At 60.7% G+C, this 19,670-nt stretch carries 18 protein-coding genes; 4 read left to right on the top strand and 14 right to left on the bottom strand.

Going from position 1 to position 19,670, the window contains the following annotated elements:
- Positions 1–19: 19 nt before the first annotated feature.
- The 3 genes from IE061_RS18085 to IE061_RS10725 form a co-directional block, all read right to left on the bottom strand.
- The gene (locus IE061_RS18085; RefSeq protein ID WP_039178358.1) at positions 20–529 is read right to left on the bottom strand and encodes a hypothetical protein; all 510 of its coding nucleotides are present in this window, start codon (positions 527–529) and stop codon (positions 20–22) included.
- Positions 530–718: 189 nt separating this feature from the next.
- Positions 719–844 carry a cytochrome c oxidase subunit CcoM gene (gene ccoM / locus IE061_RS18190; protein ID WP_268992387.1) on the bottom strand — a complete coding sequence of 42 codons (126 nt, stop codon included), beginning with the start codon at positions 842–844 and terminating at the stop codon, positions 719–721.
- A 125-nt stretch (positions 845–969) separates the two neighbouring features.
- The gene (locus IE061_RS10725) at positions 970–1,488 is read right to left on the bottom strand and encodes an FKBP-type peptidyl-prolyl cis-trans isomerase (protein ID WP_193461590.1); all 519 of its coding nucleotides are present in this window, start codon (positions 1,486–1,488) and stop codon (positions 970–972) included.
- Positions 1,489–1,601: 113 nt separating this feature from the next.
- Between IE061_RS10725 and IE061_RS10720 the strand changes: the two genes are divergently transcribed.
- Complete coding sequence (locus tag IE061_RS10720) at positions 1,602–2,969, top strand: AmpG family muropeptide MFS transporter (RefSeq protein ID WP_193461589.1); 1,368 nt, start codon at positions 1,602–1,604, stop codon at positions 2,967–2,969.
- Here the strand turns inward: IE061_RS10720 and IE061_RS10715 are convergent.
- Both IE061_RS10715 and IE061_RS10710 read right to left on the bottom strand, forming a co-directional pair.
- The gene (locus tag IE061_RS10715) at positions 2,966–4,786 is read right to left on the bottom strand and encodes an SEC-C metal-binding domain-containing protein (protein WP_144982556.1); all 1,821 of its coding nucleotides are present in this window, start codon (positions 4,784–4,786) and stop codon (positions 2,966–2,968) included. The genes IE061_RS10720 and IE061_RS10715 overlap by 4 nt on opposite strands.
- A 99-nt stretch (positions 4,787–4,885) precedes the next feature.
- Positions 4,886–6,133 (bottom strand): ABC1 kinase family protein, encoded by a 1,248-nt coding sequence (locus IE061_RS10710; protein WP_193461588.1) that lies wholly within the window; start codon positions 6,131–6,133, stop codon positions 4,886–4,888.
- Positions 6,134–6,323: 190 nt separating this feature from the next.
- Here IE061_RS10710 and IE061_RS10705 point away from each other — a divergent pair, with 190 nt between their 5' ends.
- Positions 6,324–8,297, top strand: a complete 1,974-nt coding sequence (locus IE061_RS10705; RefSeq protein WP_193461587.1) for a DNA topoisomerase III — start codon at positions 6,324–6,326, stop codon at positions 8,295–8,297.
- Positions 8,298–8,337: 40 nt separating this feature from the next.
- Here IE061_RS10705 and IE061_RS10700 read toward each other — a convergent pair whose 3' ends face one another.
- From IE061_RS10700 to IE061_RS10675, 6 genes are all read right to left on the bottom strand, one after another.
- Entirely contained in the window at positions 8,338–8,577 is a 240-nt protein-coding gene (locus IE061_RS10700; RefSeq protein WP_193461586.1) for a hypothetical protein, read from the bottom strand.
- Between the two features lie 86 nt (positions 8,578–8,663).
- Positions 8,664–9,908: a S8 family serine peptidase gene (locus IE061_RS10695; protein WP_230478439.1), complete on the bottom strand. Its 1,245-nt coding sequence runs from the start codon at positions 9,906–9,908 to the stop codon at positions 8,664–8,666.
- 221 nt (positions 9,909–10,129) lie between these two features.
- On the bottom strand, positions 10,130–10,534 hold the full coding sequence (locus tag IE061_RS10690) for a DUF2784 domain-containing protein (protein WP_193461585.1): 405 nt from the start codon (positions 10,532–10,534) through the stop codon (positions 10,130–10,132).
- 6 nt (positions 10,535–10,540) lie between these two features.
- The gene (locus IE061_RS10685; RefSeq protein WP_193461584.1) at positions 10,541–12,517 is read right to left on the bottom strand and encodes a M48 family metallopeptidase; all 1,977 of its coding nucleotides are present in this window, start codon (positions 12,515–12,517) and stop codon (positions 10,541–10,543) included.
- A gap of 42 nt (positions 12,518–12,559) precedes the next feature.
- Positions 12,560–13,156 carry a LemA family protein gene (locus IE061_RS10680; RefSeq protein WP_081137183.1) on the bottom strand — a complete coding sequence of 199 codons (597 nt, stop codon included), beginning with the start codon at positions 13,154–13,156 and terminating at the stop codon, positions 12,560–12,562.
- Positions 13,157–13,204: 48 nt separating this feature from the next.
- Positions 13,205–14,512: a DUF945 family protein gene (locus tag IE061_RS10675; protein WP_193461583.1), complete on the bottom strand. Its 1,308-nt coding sequence runs from the start codon at positions 14,510–14,512 to the stop codon at positions 13,205–13,207.
- A gap of 201 nt (positions 14,513–14,713) precedes the next feature.
- Here IE061_RS10675 and folE2 point away from each other — a divergent pair, with 201 nt between their 5' ends.
- On the top strand, positions 14,714–15,610 hold the full coding sequence (folE2, locus tag IE061_RS10670; protein WP_193461582.1) for a GTP cyclohydrolase FolE2: 897 nt from the start codon (positions 14,714–14,716) through the stop codon (positions 15,608–15,610).
- 596 nt (positions 15,611–16,206) lie between these two features.
- On the top strand, positions 16,207–16,725 hold the full coding sequence (locus IE061_RS10665) for a YkgB family protein (protein WP_003464991.1): 519 nt from the start codon (positions 16,207–16,209) through the stop codon (positions 16,723–16,725).
- A gap of 29 nt (positions 16,726–16,754) precedes the next feature.
- On the opposite strand, the gene IE061_RS10660 is transcribed toward IE061_RS10665, so the two are convergent.
- The 3 genes from IE061_RS10660 to IE061_RS10650 form a co-directional block, all read right to left on the bottom strand.
- The gene (locus IE061_RS10660; protein ID WP_003464995.1) at positions 16,755–17,600 is read right to left on the bottom strand and encodes an AraC family transcriptional regulator; all 846 of its coding nucleotides are present in this window, start codon (positions 17,598–17,600) and stop codon (positions 16,755–16,757) included.
- A gap of 238 nt (positions 17,601–17,838) precedes the next feature.
- Positions 17,839–19,050, bottom strand: coding sequence for a c-type cytochrome biogenesis protein CcmI (ccmI, locus tag IE061_RS10655; RefSeq protein WP_012080656.1), 1,212 nt, complete (start codon positions 19,048–19,050; stop codon positions 17,839–17,841).
- A complete protein-coding gene (locus tag IE061_RS10650; RefSeq protein WP_012080655.1) occupies positions 19,043–19,516 on the bottom strand; it encodes a cytochrome c-type biogenesis protein in 474 nt (157 codons plus the stop codon). The genes ccmI and IE061_RS10650 overlap by 8 nt, the downstream gene beginning before the upstream one ends.
- Positions 19,517–19,670 lie beyond the last annotated feature (154 nt).

Raw genomic sequence — 19,670 nt, 5'->3', positions numbered from 1 at the left:
TCTCCTGGTGGCGCTGCACTCACCACTGCGCCTCGATGCTGCGAATCATCCAGATCCAGTCGTTGAATTCACGCAGGTTTTCGGTATCACGGCCAGAGTATTCACGCTCCACCAGACGCACCGGGCCCCGCGAGCGCAGCGTCAGCGGCTCACCATCTTCCACGGTGACCAGATACCAGACCGGGTTGTCCCAGCCCCCCAGGGTCACTTCGTAATCATCCCAAGCAGTGAAGTGCAGTTGCGGGGGTACCGACCCGAAGTGTTCCACCAGGAACTCACGAAACGGAATTCCCTGCATTTCCACGTCGCGCCCTTGATAAGGGTCGTAAACGGTAAACGTGGTATTGGGCTGCTCACGCAGATCACTGATGGCGATTTTCTCGGTGGTTTCCCCATCGATCAGGTTCAACGCCTGCGCCTGGGCCAAGGTCGGGAGACATAGCGCAAGGAGCAGTCCCAGCACCATGTTGCAGAGAGGTTTCAAAGAAGTGCGGGGCGTTACAGCAGTACGTGGCAGCACAGCGTTCATGGCCGTTCGGTTCCTGGTAAGGGTAGGCGTTCAAGTGGTCACACTTTACCAGAGCATCAGGCCAAAACACTTCAACGGCTGTCAACTGATTTACCACAGGCATAAAAAAGCCGGCCCAGTGGGCCGGCAAAAGGAAGTTTACACTTGCATGTAAACCCCCTCCCCTGACGACTGCTACAGCCTGCTGGATCAAGGCTTCTTGCGTTCATCCTTGCGTAGATGATCACGCACCACGAAGCCAATCCAGCCCACCATAAACGCGATCACCAATGCGACAGTTACCAAGCCGAAAATGACTGCATCGTCCCAGTACATGATGTTCCCCTCCCGCCGTGATGTATGAAGCCATCGTACGGGTTTCGAGCAGGGGAACACTGACCTGGGTCAACCTTTGAAAACCACTCCACTCTGGGGCGTGGCGAACTTGATATAGGTCAGTTTTAGAGCACTTTGCGGTCTTCGACCTTGCTGTGTTCGGTACCCGGCGGCAGCGGATGGCCTTTGGCCAACTCGGCTCGGGTCGCCTCGCGCACGTCCAGCAGCGTCACGTGGTAGCGCAGCGTGTGCCCGGCCAGCGGGTGATTGGTATCCACGGTCACGGTATCGTCTTCGATGCTCAGTACGGTGACGATCTGCGGACCGGCCTCGCCTTCGGTTTGAAAACGGCTGCCCGGCGCAAGCTCCGCGCTGCCAAACGATGCTCGGCTTACCTCTTGCACCAGCGCTTCATTGCGAACGCCATAAGCGTCTGCCGGGGTCAAGGTGACCCGCAGCTCATCGCCAACAGAGCGTCCTTCCAGGTCGCGCTCCAGGCCAGGCAGAATATTATCGTGGCCATGCAGGTACTCCAGGGGCTGTTCGCGCGCGCGGGAGTCGTCCAGCACACGGGTACTGCCATCGCTGAGCACGTCGCTGAGGACATAATGCAAGGTGACGACCTGATGGGCGGTAATCGACATGGAAAACTCCTCTCCGGTAAGCTGTCGGCTTGATAGGATGTCGGGCCCAGTTTACCACCGACCGGTTTTTAGCGGGCCTTGCGCCCTGGTTTTCTTTTGGAGCGAAACACCCCATGCCCACCCCTACCCCCCAGCGTAGCTGGCTGGCGGCACTTGCCATCTATCTCAAGGCGCCGGTCATCACCATGCTGTTTCTTGGTTTTTCCGCTGGCCTGCCCTTTCTGCTGGTATTTTCGACCCTCTCGGCGTGGCTACGCAGCGATGGCGTGGAAGTCGCCGCCATTGGCTTCTTCGCCTGGATCGGCATGCTCTACTCCATCAAGTTCTTCTGGGCACCGGTAGTCGACCGGCTGGCCCTGCCCCTGCTGACCCGCACCTTCGGGCAACGTAGAGGCTGGATGCTGCTGGCACAGGGGATGATTGCCGCAGGGCTGGTGGGGCTGGCCGGGCTCGACCCCGTGGGTAATCTGGGTTGGGTCGCGGCCTTTGCGCTGCTGGTGGCGTTTGGCTCGGCCACCCAGGACATCGCCATCGATGCCTACCGGATCGAATCGGCCAACGACGACCTTCAGGCAGCCATGGCCTCGACCTATATCATTGGCTATCGCGGGGGACTGATTGCAGCGGGCGCTGGCGCGCTTTACGTGGCGTCGGCCTTTTCCTGGAGCGCCGCCTACCTGAGCATGGCGGCGCTGGTGGGTATCGGGGTGCTGACGGTATTGATTCGCCCCGAGCCTCAGCGCGCGTCGCTGAGCGTGCAGTTGATCCATGAGCCCAGGGTGCGCGCCTTCCTCCGCGCCAGCCGCGGTCAACCCAAGGTATTCCGGCGCATCACCGCCTGGGCGATTGGGGCCATTGTCTGCCCATTCACCGATTTCTTTCGCCGCCACGGGGTGAAGGCACTCGGTATTCTGGTATTTATCGGCGTGTTTCGCATCAGTGATTTGGCCATGGGCTCCATGGCCAACCCGCTGTACATCGACCTCGGGTTTTCGCTGGGCACCATCGCCAGCGTCACCAACATCTTCGGCATCGCCATGAGCATTACCGGTGGGTTGCTGGGGGGCTTGCTGGTGGCCCGCTACGGGATTGGCCCGGTGCTGATTCTCGGCGCCGCCGCGGCCACGCTGACCAACCTGCTGTTTGCCGTGCTGGCGTTGATCGGTAACCAGGTGCCGATGCTGGTCATCACCATCATTGGTGACAATCTGGCCAATGGCCTGGCCAGCGCAGTGTTCATTGCGTTTCTTTCCAGCCTCACCTCACGGGCCTATACCGCCACCCAGTATGCGCTGTTCTCGTCCTTGATGACGCTGCCGGGCAAATTCCTGAGCGGCTTTGGCGGCCTGGTGGTCACGGCGCAGGGCTACGCCACTTTCTTCGTGGTCGCCACCCTGCTGGGCCTGCCCGCCATCCTGCTGGCCATCTGGATCAGCCGCGACAAGCAGCTGGTGCCCACGCCCAATATCGCTTCCCGCTAGCGGTGGCGCTCCAGCCAGGCCAGTGCGCCTGGCGTGGTGCGCCACTGGTCACGCATCAGGGTGCGGTACTGCCAGGCTTCCGCACGGGAGCCTGGGTCGACCTGGCCATCCGGATGGGGCATGGAGGGGCGCGGGTTTTCCGCGCAGATCAATTCCAGCGCATAGCGGCTGTGGGCCATCACATCGGCCAGCGCCGCTTCTGCGGCTTCCTGTTGGCCCAGGCGATAAAGCGCCAGCGTGCGGCCCATCAATAGTCCCAGCACCAGCGAGCCGTCGTCCTTTTGCGGCTCGTTGGTCAACGCCAGGGCCTCCTCGTTGCGGTCATCGCGCAGCAACTGGTCCAGCACCAGTTCACGCAGCCCAAGGCTATCTTCCTGGTCGATGGCCAGCAGCTCTTCGGCCAGCTCACGAGAGTGCTGGCGCGCGCCCCGCTCCATGCCCACTACCAGCGCCAAGCCGGTGCGCAGCAGCATGGCATTGTCGGCATCGTCCCAGCACAGGCTGCCTTCACCAGCGGCCCGAGCCTGCTCCAGCCAGCGCGAGAGGCGCAGCGCCAGAGGCTCCAGCAGGCTGGGTGCCATCCACGGCAGGCTACCAAAGCGGCTGGTCAGCGCCAGCGTCAAATCCTGCACGACCTGAGGGGCATCCAGCCACTCGGGGTGGGCGCACAGCTCGGACATCCAGTCGATGGCGTTGACCCAGGGGTCTTCCCGAAAACCCAGCGCCACGTCTTCGTCCACCAGCACCTGGAACTGCTCATGCCAGGCGGCAAACAGCGTCTCTTCACGGGCGGTGGTGGTGTACAGCAAACGACCCCGCTCATCGTCACGGGTAAGGGTCAACAGCGGCGCAGTGGGCAGTGCAGCCAGCAGCGCCTGCAGGGCCACCAGCGGCGTGGCCATGTCCTCTTCGGCGCTCAATAGCTGGTCGGCCAGGGTGGCCCCAGGGTTATCGGCCAGGGCGGCGAGAAAATCGAGCTGCTCGTCATCCAGCCCGCCCTGGCGTGCCAGGCGACGATACCAGAAATCGGCTCGTTCCTTGGCCTCCTGCTCATGGCCTTCGTGGAGCAGCAGCATGGCTTCGATATAGGCCAGCGTCGGCGAGTCGGGCAGCGCCTGCTGGGCTTTGACAAAGGCCCCGCGAGCGCTGTCGAGATCGTCGTTATCCAGGTGCATCAGGCATAGCCGCTCGAGGGCCACGCCGCGCAAGAACAGCGGCCCCCGCTCCATCACTTCGTCCAGCAGGTCGGCGCGTTTGCGGGTGAACCCGCGCTCCTGGTAGATATCGAGCAGAATTTCGAAGGCAGGCTCGGCCTGTTCGGGCAGCCGCGACCAGTCGCTGCCATCGAACAGCGACTCCAGTATCTGCATGGCGCGGCCGGTCTGGCCACTTTCTGCCGCGATCAGCCCGGCTTCCAGCAGCGCCTGGGGCGGTGCCTGCTGGCTCTCCAGGGCAGCCTTGAGGGTGGCGCCTTTCCACTCGCGCAGCGAGAGCATCCACATCATCTGCTCGGGAATGTCGGTAGGGAAGCTGACCCGGTAGCAGCACTGCTTGTATTTACGGCCCGAATCACACCAGCAGGGTTCGTTGCGCCCAGGCGTGGCCAGTGGCTCGCTGGCGAAATTCAGCCGCTCCAGCGGCGTCTGCGACCATAAAATGGGCGCCAGTGCCTGCGCAGTGGCCACGTTATCGTTGAAGGATGCAGCGCCTTCGGCACGCACCCAGGTCATGAAATCCGGGTAGTGCTCCTGCTGCCTGATGGCCGAGAGTGCCCCAGAGGCAAATCCCAGCAGTTGATCGACCCATACCGCCAGCATTGCCGTCTCCACTGTCTTCAATACGCGTTTTCAAAGCGCCGTAGTCTAGCATGGCTGACCACGCTGCCGCAGCGACAATCGCTCAGGGAGAACGCCCCCTCAGGGCGTGCGCGCCCAGGCCAACAGCGGCTGCGTGCGCTCATGCATGTCGAGGCGCGCCTTCAGCCTTACCAGATTCCAGTAATGGCCGTTCAGGGCTCGGGAAAGCAGCAGCGTATCCGCTGGCGGCTGCAGCCGGTCCATGGCTGCCCATACCTTGGGCGTCAGCTCACGCAGTCGGCGGTGTACACGCACATCGCTGAAGTCCTGCTGACCGGGCGCAAACAGCGGCGTGATGCACTCTGCCGACTCCTTGTAGAGCGCCAGCGGAGCGCCCTGACCCTGGCGTCCGCCCATCTTCATTAGCGCATCGTCCATGGCCATGGGGTCCTGTGCCAGGGTGGCATCTAGAAGCTGCATCATGGCTTTCAGGCGCGCTTTCGGCACCGGAATCACGGCGCCCAGATCATAAATCACCAGCCTGCCCTGCTCGTCACAGGCAAAGTTGCCTGCGTGGGGGTCGGCATGCAGCTCGCGGTAGGTGAACAGCTCTTCGGTGATCCAGTCGGCCAGCGCCACGGCCACCTGCTGGCGGGTGGCATCGTCGGCGCTCTCCAGCTCACGCAGCGGCGTTCCGCCCACGTAGCGCATGGCCAGCACATGCTGCCCGGAAAGCTCGAACAGCGGCTCGGGAATCACCAGCGCCGGGTTGCTCAGGTAGCGCTCGCGATAGCGCGCCAGCGCCTGGGCCTCGGCGTGATAATCCAGCTCGTCACGCAGGCCTGCCGCCAACTCCTCGAACAGCGCATCCAGCCGTGCCTGGGGCACCTTGAACCAGCGGCCCAGGGCCATGATCCGCTTGACCTGCTTCAAGTCGCTTTCCAGCACCTCGGCAAGCCCGGGGTACTGCACCTTGAGCACCACGGTTTCACCGTCATGGGTCACGGCCTTGTGCACCTGGCCCATGGAGGCGCTGGCGAACGGGCGCTCTTCGATGCTTTGAAAGTGCTTGTCGATATCGCCGTACTGCAACACCAACGCCTCGCGAATTTTGGGCCACGGCATCGGCTCTGCCTGACGCTGCAGGCGCGCCAGCTCGTTGGCCAGCTCTGGCGGCAGCAAATCGTCCCACTGCGACATGATCTGCGCCAGCTTCATGGCCGGGCCTTTCAACTCGGAAAGCCCCTCGAACAGCGCTTCGCCCAGTGCCTGCCAATCTGCCTGGCCGCCCAGCCGAGTCTTCAGCAGGGCACCGCCGGTGCGGGCACCCAGCCCCAGTAAACGTCGTGTTCTGCCGCGTTCGCGCATGGAGATCGCCTTTTCGGATGCTTTTGAGCCAGCTTACTCAATCAGCTAATTTTATACAAAAACTATACGCAAAAAATCATCGCCGCATGTCCATGACACCTGTATACATTTTCATGTATAGGACTCTAACCCGTTGGCCACTTCTGCTACCATGCCCTTTCGTTCTTCACTGCCTCCAGGATCACACCCCATGCGCTTGATTATCGCCGAGAAACCCAGCCTGGCGCGGGCCATTGCCGATGCCCTGCCCGGCAGCCAACGCCAGGACGGAGCGATTGTATGCGGCGATACCATCGTGACCTGGTGCCTGGGCCACCTGCTGGAGCAAGCCCCACCGGAGGCCTACGACCCTGTCGACAAACAGTGGCGGTTGGACAGGCTGCCCATCGTGCCCCAGCAGTGGCAGCTGGCTCCGCGCCCCAAGGCACGTGGCCAGCTGGCGGTGATTCGTAAACTGATCAAGCAAGCCACCAGCGTGGTGCACGCGGGCGACCCGGATCGCGAAGGCCAACTGCTGGTACAGGAAGTGATCGAGCACCTGAAATACCGTGGCCCGGTACAGCGACTGCTGGTCAGTGACCTCAACCGACCCGCCGTCAGCCGCGCCCTGGCCAGCCTGCGGCCGAACAGCGAGTTCCAGCCGCTGTTCGAAGCGGCCCAGGCACGCGCTCGCGCCGACTGGCTGTACGGCATCAACCTGACCCGTGCCTGGACCCTTACCGGCCGCCAGGCAGGCCACGACGGCGTGCTTTCCGTGGGCCGTGTGCAAACCCCGGTACTCGGGCTCATCGTGCGGCGCGACAACGCCATTCGTGATTTTGTGCCCCACCCCTTTTACCCGCTGTGGGTGGACCTTCAGGTGGCCCAGGGCCAGCTGCGCGCCTGGTGGGCACCCAAAGAGCACCAGCCGCTGGATGAACAAGGGCGCTTGATTGACCGCACCCCCGCCGATGCCCTGGCCGTTCAACTGCCCGGCGCCCGCGGCACGCTCACCACATTAGACCAGCAGGAGAAGCGCCAGGCCCCGCCGCTGCCCTACTCGCTCTCTGCACTGCAGGTAGATGCCGCCCGTCGTCATGGCCTCTCTGCACAGATGGTGCTGGATATTTGCCAGCGGTTGTATGAGCAGCACAAGCTGATTACCTACCCCCGCTCCGACTGCCGCTACCTGCCCGAGGAGCATTTGCCACTGGCCCGACAAACCCTGGCCAGCGCCTGCCAGCACGACGACACCCTGCGCGGGTGGCTCCACGGGGCTGACTTTACCCTGCGTTCAAAAGCCTGGAACGACAAACAGGTAGGCGCGCACCACGCCCTGGCCCCCACCGGCAAACCCGCCGATTTCAGCCAGCTTTCCGCCACCGAAGGGCATGTGTTTCGACTGATCGTGCGCAACGTCATGGCACAGTTCTATCGCCCGCTGCGCACTTTCGAAGTCAAAGCCGAGTTCACCCTGTTGGATGAAGCCTTCCGCACGCGGGGCCAGAGCATTCTCGACCCCGGCTGGAAGCCGCTGTTCACCACCCGAGAAGAGGCCCCGCCGCTGCCGCCACTGACCCAGGGCGAAGCCTGCCAGGCTCTCGGTGCAGGCGTGGAAGAGAAAGAGACCCGACCGCCAGAACCCTTCACCGACGCCAGCCTGATCAAGGCGATGATGAACATTGGCCGCTACGTGGACGACCCGGAAGTGCGCCGCACCCTGCGCGACACCGACGGCCTGGGCACCGAAGCCACCCGAGCCGGCATCATCGAAACCCTGGTGCAGCGCGGCTACCTGGTACGCCAGCAAAAAGCCCTGCGCGCCACACAGCTTGGCGTCGCCCTCATCGCCGCGCTGCCCAGCGCCGTCAGCACTCCCGAACGCACCGCTCTCTGGGAGCAGCGCCTGCGCGCGATCTCCGAACGCCAGGACGACCCCAACGCCTTCCAACACGCCCTGCTGGAAGACTTGCACACCCTGCTGCGCCAAAGCGATGCCAGCAAACTGCGCCACAGCCTGCAAACCGCTCAGGGCGAAGCCGCAGGCCCCGCCAAACGCAGCGGAACCAGCAAAAAGAGCTACGCACGGCGCAAGAGTACCGGCAGCAAGACGGGCAGCAAGAAAAGTACGGGAAGCCGCAGTAGCACGGCGGGGAAGCGAGTGCGCTCAAGGCGAACTGACTAAATCGGCCACATTCGATTGATGAGCCCGCAAAAAGCCATGATCACCACGTCTCATCCGTACCTGGTGGCCCCACATCCATCGGCGTATCCGGGGCGATGTCTACCACGCCTTGCACGCGTTTGAGCCGCTGGACGGTAGCGTCATCGGCGGCGCCGGTAATGCAGCCGATCTCCTCCAGCACCTCGCGGACGGTGAACCCTTCGGCGCTGAGACGCGTGGCGATGTCATGGATGGGCTGATCGCTGGAGATCGTGATCAGCCAGAGCGTTACCGTTGCCATTGAAGGTATCTCCCGAAAATCAATGCCACACGTGTTGATGGGCATGCGCTGGACGGCCGGAGAAGACCGCCAGCGCACCACGCAGCCTAAGGGGCTTGTACCAGCCCCGCGCCTACCTGCTCTTGCGATAGCGGCAAAGGGCGAGCAGAGGCTATTAACTGATCCCACAGTTTTCGGCCTCGCAATGAAGCATCCGACTGGGCCCAAAGGGCCGCACTGCCCGCCACGTGCGGAGTCGCCATGCTGGTACCGCTGATGGCCTTGTGACAGGTCGGCCGAGGCCAGGCAGACAACACGTCGCGCCCTGGAGCGGCCAGCTCGATCTTGCCATGATTGGAGAAGCTGGACACCGACAGGTTGGGATCCAGGGAAGCCACCGACATCACCGTGGGCGAGTTCGCCGGGGCGCCGGTTGGCAGGGTTGAATTGCCTGCCGCCGCTATCACCAGGCAGTCGTTGCGTAGCGCTGCCGCACCGGCATGGGTGTAGGCGGCCTGTACCGGGCTCTGGCTGCCCAGTGACATGGAGATCACTTCACAGCGATTGGCAATCGCCCAGTTCAAACCTGCCAACACGCCTGCGCCCGTACTGCTGCCCGAGTTGGTCAACACTTTCCCCACCAGCACCTGGGCATCGAAGGCAACCCCGTAACGGGGGGTATCACCGCGGGGAGACTTCGGGCCGCAGGCGGTTCCAATACAGTGTGTACCATGCCCATTGAGGTCCTGCACCGGCTCGCCGACGAAGCTGCGCGCGACAAATTCACGGCCCGCAAACTCCGGGTGGCCCAGGTCCATCCCGGTATCCAGCACGGCGACCTTGATACCTGCCCCACTCCATTGGCTGGCGGGTACTCGGCAACGGGCCAACCCCCAGGTGGTGGTGCGGCCCTCTTGTTCTGGCTTTTCGACGGCGTTTTCCATCTCCAGCTCCACCCCCATGTCACGGGCAATGGTGGTCGCGGCACGCAGAAAACCGCGCAAGTACTCCGAGTTTTCCGAAAAGGCAAAATATTCGGGCTCGATGATCTCGATGGGGCTATTCACCGCGAGCTTATCCAGTACGTCCATACCATGGTGCTGCAAGGCATCGCCCCCCACCAAGGCTACGCCCAGCTCTGGAAATACCAGCGCCTCGGCGTCACCGGTTTCGTCCAGGCTGACCGCTTGCTCGCTGAAATCGCGCGCGTCGGCAATACGGAAGTTAAGGGCTGCAGTGCCTTGATGCCCTCTTCCACCTGGCCGTCTCGATAGCTGATCAAGTAACGCCCTGTTTCCAGGCAGCTGCCACCCCGCTCCAACGCTGCCAGCAGCAGCTGCTCGGTCTTGCACGAAACGGTCGCTATCGAAGCGTCACCCTGTCCATTTGGTCGTTTGGTCATCCTGCACCTCTTTACGCTTGGCACTCTGCATGATCGCCCTTTCTCCAGCAGACGCCTGCCCCGGCAGGCACGTTGGCGAAACGGCGGCTATACCCCTCAGCCTAACGCACCTTCCGCTCCCTGCCAGCACGACTGCAATGCATTACGGGCTACGGCAGCCACCTGCAAACCTCAGCCCCGCTGGCGGGCAACGGGCCGCACCACCCACCAGCTGGCCAGCACCAGGCTACCGAACAGGGTATATACCACCACGAACACCCACTCCGGTGCCGTGTAGTACAGCAGCCGCTGGAGCCAGTGTTGAATGAAGGAACCAGCGTAAGTGGCTGAACCGGCTTCGGCACGCAGCGCCATTTCAAGGGTGGTGAGCGGGCAGACGGCACCCAGCCACGCTTGCACGACCACATAACCAATGGCGCCTAGATGAACAAGCCGAAACCGGCGGTGGCGCACCCAGTGCCAGCCCAAAATACCGCCCAGGTAGATAGCCAGTAGCCCCAGCACCACGAAGGCTACGAACAGCACATGCAACAGCAACACGGCATCGGCCAGTAACAGTAGGAGCGATGAAGGCATGGGCGTTCACCCCATGGAGTGAGTATCGCTGTCGGGCTCTTCCAACAGCGGCGGCACTGGGCAGCCGAGCATATCGGCCACCGCGCGGAACAGCTCTGCCTCGGCGGCGCGAATTACGCCACTGTGCTCTACACAGCGGGTCATGGCGTTCAGCAAGCGGGCTTTATGGAGCGGTTTCAAGCGGCGCAAGCGCTCTACGGCCAGGCTGAGCGCCTGCATGTCATCGGCGTCTTGCAGGGAAGACAACGTGAAGGGCAGCGAGGCCTGGGCAGCCCGCAGCGCGGCAGCCACGGCCTCGTCACCCGCCTGCCCTAGCGCCACTCCCGCCTCAGCCAACACGCCCAACAGCCGCTGACATTCGGCCTGGGTCTGTTCCAACGTCAGGGTTTCGGCACCGCCGTGACGCTCGCTCAGATGGCTCAGCAGCAGCTGGTAGAGCGTCCACTCGAACAGGCTGACCTTGCCATCGCTATGGATCAAACGCTCCAGGCAGAGCCTGAAGTGCTGGGCCTGCTGTGTAGAAAGCGAGGTGAGCGCAGGCAGGGCAAGTTCGATCAGCGGCAGGCGCAGCTGTACGTCGAGCCGGGCCACCTGCTCCTTGAGGGTATGCAATGCTGCGAACACATCCGGCAGCGCCACGGCCTCCAGCGCCGCCAACTGCTGTGTGCGTTCGGCATCATCGTCGCTCAGCAGCATGGCGTAGATCAGCGCCCTGGCACTGTAGGGTTCATGGGCGGCCTCTACCAGGGTGGCGGGCAAGGCATCGATCACGTCGCGGGCCTTTTGCAAATGGCGCGGATCGGGCTGCCCCATGGCCCCCAGCGCCACCTGCATGGCCGCCATACTGAACAGCGCCTCGGGAGACGTGGGCACACCTCCCATCTGGCGGCCATGGGAGCGTTGGTCTGCCTCGGCACCAGGGGTGTCGGGCTCTTGCTGCGAAGGCGCTGGCCGCAAGGCTTCGAAACGACCGTGCCAGTCGGGTAGAACGCGCTGAATGCGCGACTTGAGCGGCGGATGCGTCGCCATGAGCTGGCTTAGCCCCGACGACACTCCTTGACTGAAAAACAGGTGGCTGAATTCGGCCGCCTGAGGTGCCGAGAGGTGCGAGCCCTTGGCATGGGCACCCACTTTCACCAGCGCACCGCCTATCCCCTGTGGGTTGCGGGTGTACTGCACGGCTGCCGCGTCGGCCAGATACTCCCGCTGACGGCTCACCGCCGATTTGATCAGCCCGCCAAAGAAGGTGCCCGCGTAGCCGATCAAGGTGAGCGCCAGCCCAAGTCCCAGCACGACCGCCGCCGAGTTGTCGCGCTTGTTGTTGCTGACTCTTCGAAAGCGCAAGCTGCGCAACATCATGCCACCTGCCAGACCAATCAGCAGCACGCCATGCAGCAGGCTCACCAGCCGGATGTTCAGACGCATGTCGCCGTGCAGAATATGGCTGAACTCATGGGCGACCACCCCCTGCAGCTCATCGCGGGTGAGCTGCCGAATGGCGCCTCGGGTAATACCTACCACCGCATCGGCAGGCTGATAACCGGCCGCAAAGGCATTGATTCCCTCCTCTTCCAGCACGTATACCGCAGGCACCGCCGTTCCGGAGGCAATGGCCATCTCTTCGACCACGTTCAGGATCCGCCGCTCGTCGTGATCGCGCGTGTCGAGGTTGATCAGACGGCCGCCCAGCGCTTCCGCCACCACACGGCCGCCTCGACGCAGCTGGCGCTGCTTGTACAGCCCCCCGAACCCCACCAGCGCCAGCACGCCGACAGCCACCGCCACCAGCAGCTCCCAGGAGAGCATGGTCAACACCCCCTGCTCGACCGACTGAGCCTGACTGCCGCTGGCGCCCATCATGTACAGCGCAATGGCCACCACTAGCGTGGTCACGCCGATCAACGAGACGATGGCGAGGAGCAACAGCACCACCCAACGCCCCGTATTGCGCCTGGCGTGGTCTTGTGCGGTAAAGAAATCCATGGCATTGGCCTCCCTGTGGTCACCCGGGCCTGGGCATCACGTCTAGAACGAGACGCTCGGCGCCGTTTGCAGTTGGGCGCTGTCTTCGAAGGTCAGCAGCGTGGCATCCTGCCCATGCCCCAGCATGCCCGCCACGGCAATCGGCGGGAAGCTCTGGCGATAGGTGTTGTAGTGCATCACTGCGTCGTTGAACGCCTGACGGGCAAACGCTACCTTGTTTTCGGTGCTGGTCAGCTCTTCCGACAGCTGCTGCATGTTCTGCGAAGCTTTCAGGTCCGGGTAGGCTTCCATGACCACGTTCAGCCGCCCCATGGCCTGAGTCAGCGCGCCCTCTGCACCACCCAATTGCGCCATGGCCTGGGCGCTGCCAGGGTTGGCCGCGGCGGCTTTCAGGCCGGCGGCGGCGGTGTTACGCGCTTCGATCACCGCCTGCAGCGTTTCCCGCTCATGATTGAGGTAGCCCTTGGCGGTTTCCACCAGGTTGGGAATCAAGTCGTGACGCCGCTTCAGCTGCACCTCGATTTGCGCAAAGCTGTTTTGAAAGCGGTTGCGCAGCGACACCAGTCGGTTGTACACCGACACCATATAGACGGCGATCAGAGCCACCACCACCAGCACAATAACCATAGTGAGCATCATGATATTTCCTTCCGTAGACCCAGATTCATGGAGAGCGGGTGTGCCCCATTACATGATCGGCTGACCATTGATCATCAGGCTTCCTTCTTGCCAAAGCACTTCCTGCTCTTCCGCCTCGCTGTCCAGCATGGCGGCAAACGGCATCGGAATAAAGCCCAATACCAGATCGGGAGGTGTGGTTACGGCCAGCGCCAGGCTCAGGCGACGGCTGAGATACTCCTGGGCTTCGAAGGGGCTCATCATCTGCTCTTCGCTCATCAGGCCCTGGGGTAACGGCTGCCCAACCGGCCAGAAGGCACCGTAGAGCGCTCCTTTGGCGAGGTCCTGACCGTCGAAGGCCATGTGCGTAGTGAGCCGAGGCTTGAAGTCGATGCCCAGGTCGGGCAGTACGATGTGGGCCTGCAGGGGGTCGATGGCCATGGTGGGGCTGGCAACCAGCATGGCGTAGCTGCTTTCCAGAGCCTCGGCCATCAGCACACGCTCTTGCTCGGCATCCACCGGCACGCCGCGCTCTTCGGCATCCAGGTGCATGGCCATGAGGGGGGCATAGGCTTCTTGAAAGGCTTGCAGCGCCTCCAGGTCCCAGTTGTCGGCACTCACCTCGAAGGCCAGGCTACCAAAGGACGTATCATCCACGCCCATCTCGGCAATCCGGAAATGGCCGCTCTGGTGGACAATGGTCTCCCCTCGTGACTCGCTCTCCGACTCCATGCCCTCCAGGTAAACCCGCACGCCTTCCACGAATATTTCCGTGCGCGGTATGTCGAGACTCTGCAACAGCACGGGTTCGCCTTCGTGATGACGAGTGTTCAGGATCAGCCGTGGCGTCGCCATGCGCACGGTTTCATTGTCGCCATGGTAGGTGATCTCCTGAGCCCGGGTATCCAGGTGCCAATGCCCGTCGGCACCGCGATCGAGCCCCACCACCAGTTGGTCGACCAGCACATCCAGCGCCACGCCATCCAGCTCGGTGGCGCTCAGTTGCCCTGCGATGGCGGAACGTGTTGCCTTGAGGTCGATATCGATGATGCCCTGCACCAGTGCCTGATTGGGCACGAGTTCGCCGGTAATATCGGCGCTCAGCGCCCCGTGCTTGACGAACAGATTGACGTCCGCCGTAGCGTCTTCGAACCCGCGCATGGCGACCGTGGCCGTGGCTCGGGTATCGAAGAGGCCCTTGTCGATCTGCACATCATGCACCTCGTAGGAGACCGACTGATCCAGCTCGGCGAAGCTATCGACCAGCGCCTGCTCCACCTGATTGCCCACCATCGCCTGAGCTGCGACATACCCACCAGCGCCAACCACCACCACGCCTGCTGCCGCCACGCCCCATCCCTTTGTGCTTAACGCCATGCCCAGCCCTCTCGATAGAATATGTTGCCAACATCAACATAAGAATAATTATCAATGATGCCAGATTCGTTTCAAAAAGAAACGTCGATTCAGCGCCTGTCACTGGTTATTGACCATTTGCACACACGAGGGCAGCGAGCTATCATCGCATCGAGTACTTGTTATGTTATAACATTCTATCAATTGACCGCCGAGCTGCTCATGAATCACACGCTGCAAGACATCGCCCGCACCTCCAGCCGCCTGCATGGCACGCTAAGCTGGGTGGGCATGGAAGGCATCGCACTGCCGCTGAAGGTAGCGGGCCACACTCTGGCAGGCCGCGCGTCGGCAGGCGTCAGCCTGGACGACCGCCAGGCCCGCGGTATCCACATGTCGCGGCTCTACCTGGCCCTGGCGGCCCTTGAACATCAGCAACTCACCCTGGGCACTGTTCGCCAGATCCTGAACACGTTTCTGGCCAGCCATGAGGACCTTTCCCAGCAGGCATTTCTGGAGCTGGCAGGCGATGCCCTGCTCAATCGCCCTGCGCTGATCAGCCCGCTCGCCGGATGGAAAACCTACCCTTTCACCCTCCGCTGCCGCCTGGGGCCTGACGGGTTCGACGCAGAGCTGAGCCTCAGCGTTGGCTACTCCTCCACCTGCCCTTGCTCTGCAGCGCTGGCCCGTCAGCTGATTCAGCAGGCGTTTGCCGAAGACTTCACCGATATGCCCGTCAGCCGCGAGGCCGTCCACGCCTGGCTGGGCAGCGAACAGGGCATTCTGGCCACGCCCCACAGTCAGCGCAGCCAGGCCCATGTCACGGTTCGGCTGGCAGACGGCGAGAACGACCTGCCACTGCTGGCCCTGGTCGACAAAGTGGAACACGCCCTGGGCACGGCTCTGCAAACTGCCGTCAAGCGTATCGATGAGCAGGCTTTTGCGCTGGCCAATGGCCAAAACCTGATGTTCTGCGAGGATGCCGCCCGTCGCCTGCACCACACCCTGTCGCAACACTCTTTCCTCTCAGGCTTTGCGCTCAAGGTGGTGCACGCTGAAAGCCTGCACGCCCATGATGCCGTAGCACGCAGCGAGTGGAACTGGAGGAGCCTGCCATGAGCCGCTGGCATAGTTCAATAAACATGGCTCAGGTGGGTCAGATTAATTGGCCATTAACATTAACAAAAGTGACGTGTGTCGTTCTGCAGGGCATGCTGTTCCCCAACCCTGGAAAACCTATCCTCTTTAACACGTCAAAGTCGATTGATAGGCTTGCTGCAACAGCTATCTGCCCGGTTGAAGTCGAAGATCGATGTATCTGTAGGGTTTGGAAATAAATGCGGGCGCCCACCGCACTCACGGCTCAGTTACCATTCTTTGTGCATCGCGGCCGCGCGGCTAGTTGGTAGCTGTTCTAAGCCTAGTCAGTGCCGCCCTTCGCCCCAAGCCCCATAGTCAGATTTGAGAAATGACAGTAGGCGATGCCGCAACGCGCTTCATCGACCTATGTAAAACGACTCCTTTATCGAAATAGTGCACTCATCGCTCTCCACGGCGATCCCTTCATCGCGAATTGCACCGCCCAAGACGATCTGCACTGAAATCAATACTTTCTGATGCCTCTTGATTAGAGATGCCAGCCATAATCATCTCATCGCCAACGCATACGGCGTTCGGCAGCCAACACACTCTCACTCACTACTGGAAGCTCAGACATGAAAACCATAGGCATTGAAAACTCGAAGTCCAGCGTACAGGCCCACTTAACGCTTGGAACCAAAACTATGGGGCTAGGTATCTATGGCGCGTACTTGGCTCTCGCTATTATTTACTTCTGGTTCGGCGGCATGAAATTTACCCACTACGAGGCCGAGGGCCTGGTTCCACTGGTGAGCAACAGCCCGCTTTTGGGATGGGTGTATAGCATTTTTTCGGTCGACATGTTCTCCAGCCTGCTCGGCATACTAGAGATTTCGATCGGCACTCTGATCGCAGGCCGCATGCTGTCGCCCAAACTATCCGTGGTAGGAGGCGCTCTGTCTGCAGGCCTGTTCTTCACAACCCTTAGCTTTATGTTTTCCACTCCGGGCGTCATTGAGCCTAGTTTAGGGTTTCCGGCGATTTCCGTTGCGCCAGGTCAGTTTCTGCTTAAAGACTTAGGGTTGCTTGCTGTTTCGATATTTGTGGCAGGCCATTCGCTGGTTGAACTGGAAAAACGTAAAATTAATGCATAATTTTTTCAATGGCTTAAGGCAGTAATGCCTTAGGCCTTTTTGCCATCATTTTCCCCCGCCAGATCTTTCAACCAGTCACGAGGGCTCAACCCCGTCTTGCGTCTAAATGCGCGAGACAGCGCCGAAGGACTTTCGTAGCCGACTTGAGCTGCAATCAGCGTAATCGAGCGCCCTTCTCGCATCAGCTTCTGAGCCAGGCTAACTCGCCAACTCAACAAATAATCAGCAGGCGTCTGTCCGATGACACTCTTGAAATGCACGGCATACGCAGCGCGTGACATATTTGACTCACTGGCCAGCTCTGCTATTGACCAGGCATGTTCCGGGGAGTTGTGCATCTGTAAAAGCGATCGGGCAAGCCGCATGTCGGCCAGTCCAGCCATCATTCCGGTGCGCAACTGGTGATGATCGAGCAGGTAACGGAGCAACAGAATGATTAGGAGCTCAAATAAGCGCTCAAGCGCGGCTTCCCTTCCACAATGCACATTTGCCGCCTCGGCAAACATCCACTCCAACGTGTCTGCCAGCATGGGCAGATCATCGAGTGCGAGCACCAAACAGTCCGGTAATGAAGCCGACAAAGGATTATCAATTCCGCCCTCAAACTCCATGGAAGCACACAACAACTTTGCGCCATCGGACTCACCCGCAAACAATTGATGCTTGGCGGGGCGTGGCATAAAAATCAAGCTAGGGCGAGTGAGCTGCAAATCCTTGCGATCGGGACCAAGCAACGTCACGCTGCCGGCCTGAAGCAGATGGATATAACCTCGCCGCTCGGCGCCATCGTAAGATGCAGAGCCGCATAGGTCGCCGTCATAGAACAGATTGGCCCGCACGCCGAACCGCGAGAGCAAATTAGACAAACGATCCATTGGCCGATCCTTGACGAGTCAGAACGCACAGACCATACCATCTGCGTTGTCGTTCAGTGCCTGTAGCGAACATGCCGGCGTAAATCAGCCAACGGATAAAGTGATCACTGAGCAGCTCAGCCTCCCTTTCCAGTTCGGCTGTTAAAAAAACAACACCGTAGTTTGAAAGCACCAGCAAATCAAGTGCTCACTCTTCTATTTTACAGTACCTGGCAACAGCACTTTGCGGTGCAGTCGATCAGATATCCGGAAGGTTGATCGTAAGCTTCAGCCTAGCGCTCTTCGAATTTAATGTCGTCGAGCTTCGGCCCAACCATTCCCCCGACCTACTCTTCCCTCCCCTAGAGACCCTAGCAGTCACTTGAATCGCGGCTGTCTGCGATAAGGTGTTGCTGGTAACTATTGCATCAGCGCCTGAAAACTCCACCTCGGCCGGCAGACTTGAGACCTTAAGTCGTATGGTAGCGAGAGGTACCTTGGAGCCCGATAGCGTCTGTACGAAAACGAACACACTGTCATCCAAAGCGACCTTTTCGAAAATTTCCGGGGAAATGTCCACCCGTACCTTGAGCGGTGTTGGTGGCAAGCCAGCAACATGGTTAATCGTCAAATTGTTGTTTTTTTCATCCGCTGAAAGACCGTTTCTTGCCTTTCCAATGGCCTGTACTAAAGCAGCGTGTGACGGATGGTCGGAACCCATCTCTGCTAATGCGTGATGCCAATATTTTAAAGCATCTTGGTAACGATGCTCTTCAAACGCAGCCAGACCTATGAGACTCAAGCTCTGGAGCTCACCCGGATTTCCATTTAAAGCTTCATCTGTCAGCGCCTTGATTGGCGGAGACCACATTTTGTTGTTAGAGAAATACAATGCTTTAGCCCACTCGCCTAATAACTCCGGTCGGCGACCGGCCAGTGACACCGTTCGTTCGAACATTCTAGCGGCATCGTCGGGCCTCCCTTGAGCCATGTAGTTTTGGGCCAGGTTATAAGCGTTCTCAGCTGACTCCGGTTGGGCGTTAACCGCGCGTTCCAGACGGTCGTTCATTTGCGCGAGTGAACCGGGAGGCTGGGCGAACTCACGAACCAGCTCGACTTTGTCGCTGGCGCCAAAATGCAGGTACAGCGCGAGCCCCAGCGCCGGTATCAAGAAAGCCACGAATACTGGTAGCGGCTTGCCTGTAGTCGAAAAACGTTCGAGGCCAGCTCCTTCGGTGTCCGCCAGCAATTCGCGGTCCGCCTCAGAGCGGGCACTGTTTTTTTGCGCAGGAGACATCACTCCGTCCCCTTGCTGAAGCTGTAGCTCCGCCAGGCGTTCCTGATACAGCGCCACGTAAAAAGCGGTGCGATCTTCTTCGCTTTGGGCACGACGTACAAACAACACAGGGATTAGCACGAAACTGAGGGCAACCAGCAACAGCAGGCCGACCCATAGCCAGAAATCAATCATTAGATTCTTTACCCAATAGGAGGAGGAGCCGTTGACGCTCTTGGTCAGAAAACACCTCAACATCATCGCCATGCCGACCACGATGACGTGCAACGATCAAGTAAATCACCCACACACCGCCCAACAACAAACCGCCAGGCCCAAACCAGAGCAACCAGGTGTGGCTGTTCAGCTCAGGTTTGTAGCGCACGAATTCGCCATAGCGATCGACCATGAAGTCGATGATCTGCTGATTACTCTGACCTTCATCGAGCATGCGAAAGATCTCTTTTCGCAGATCGGCGGCGATGGGGGCATTGGAGTCTGCGATATCCTGGTTCTGACATTTCGGACAACGCAGTTCCCGGGTCAACTCGGTGTACCGGGCGCGTTCGACCTCATCCTTGAACGCGTAAGCATCGATGGCAGCTTGGGCGGCACTAGCGGAACACAACACTAAGAGAGTTCCACATAGAAACCGGCTCATTGCGTGCCCTCCTGCACCAGACCTTGATAAAGATCTGCAAGCTGTTCACGCCACACCGTCTCATCTATAACGCCGACGTGCTTGTAGCGAATGATGCCCTTACTGTCGACCAGGAATGTTGCCGCTGACCGAAAACTGACCCAGTAGAGGCTGT

Source organism: Vreelandella hamiltonii (assembly GCF_014651795.1).
GTDB classification, from domain to species: domain Bacteria; phylum Pseudomonadota; class Gammaproteobacteria; order Pseudomonadales; family Halomonadaceae; genus Vreelandella; species Vreelandella hamiltonii.
Note: the sequence above shows the minus strand (reverse complement) of the source record. Positions and strands in the feature narration are given on the sequence as shown.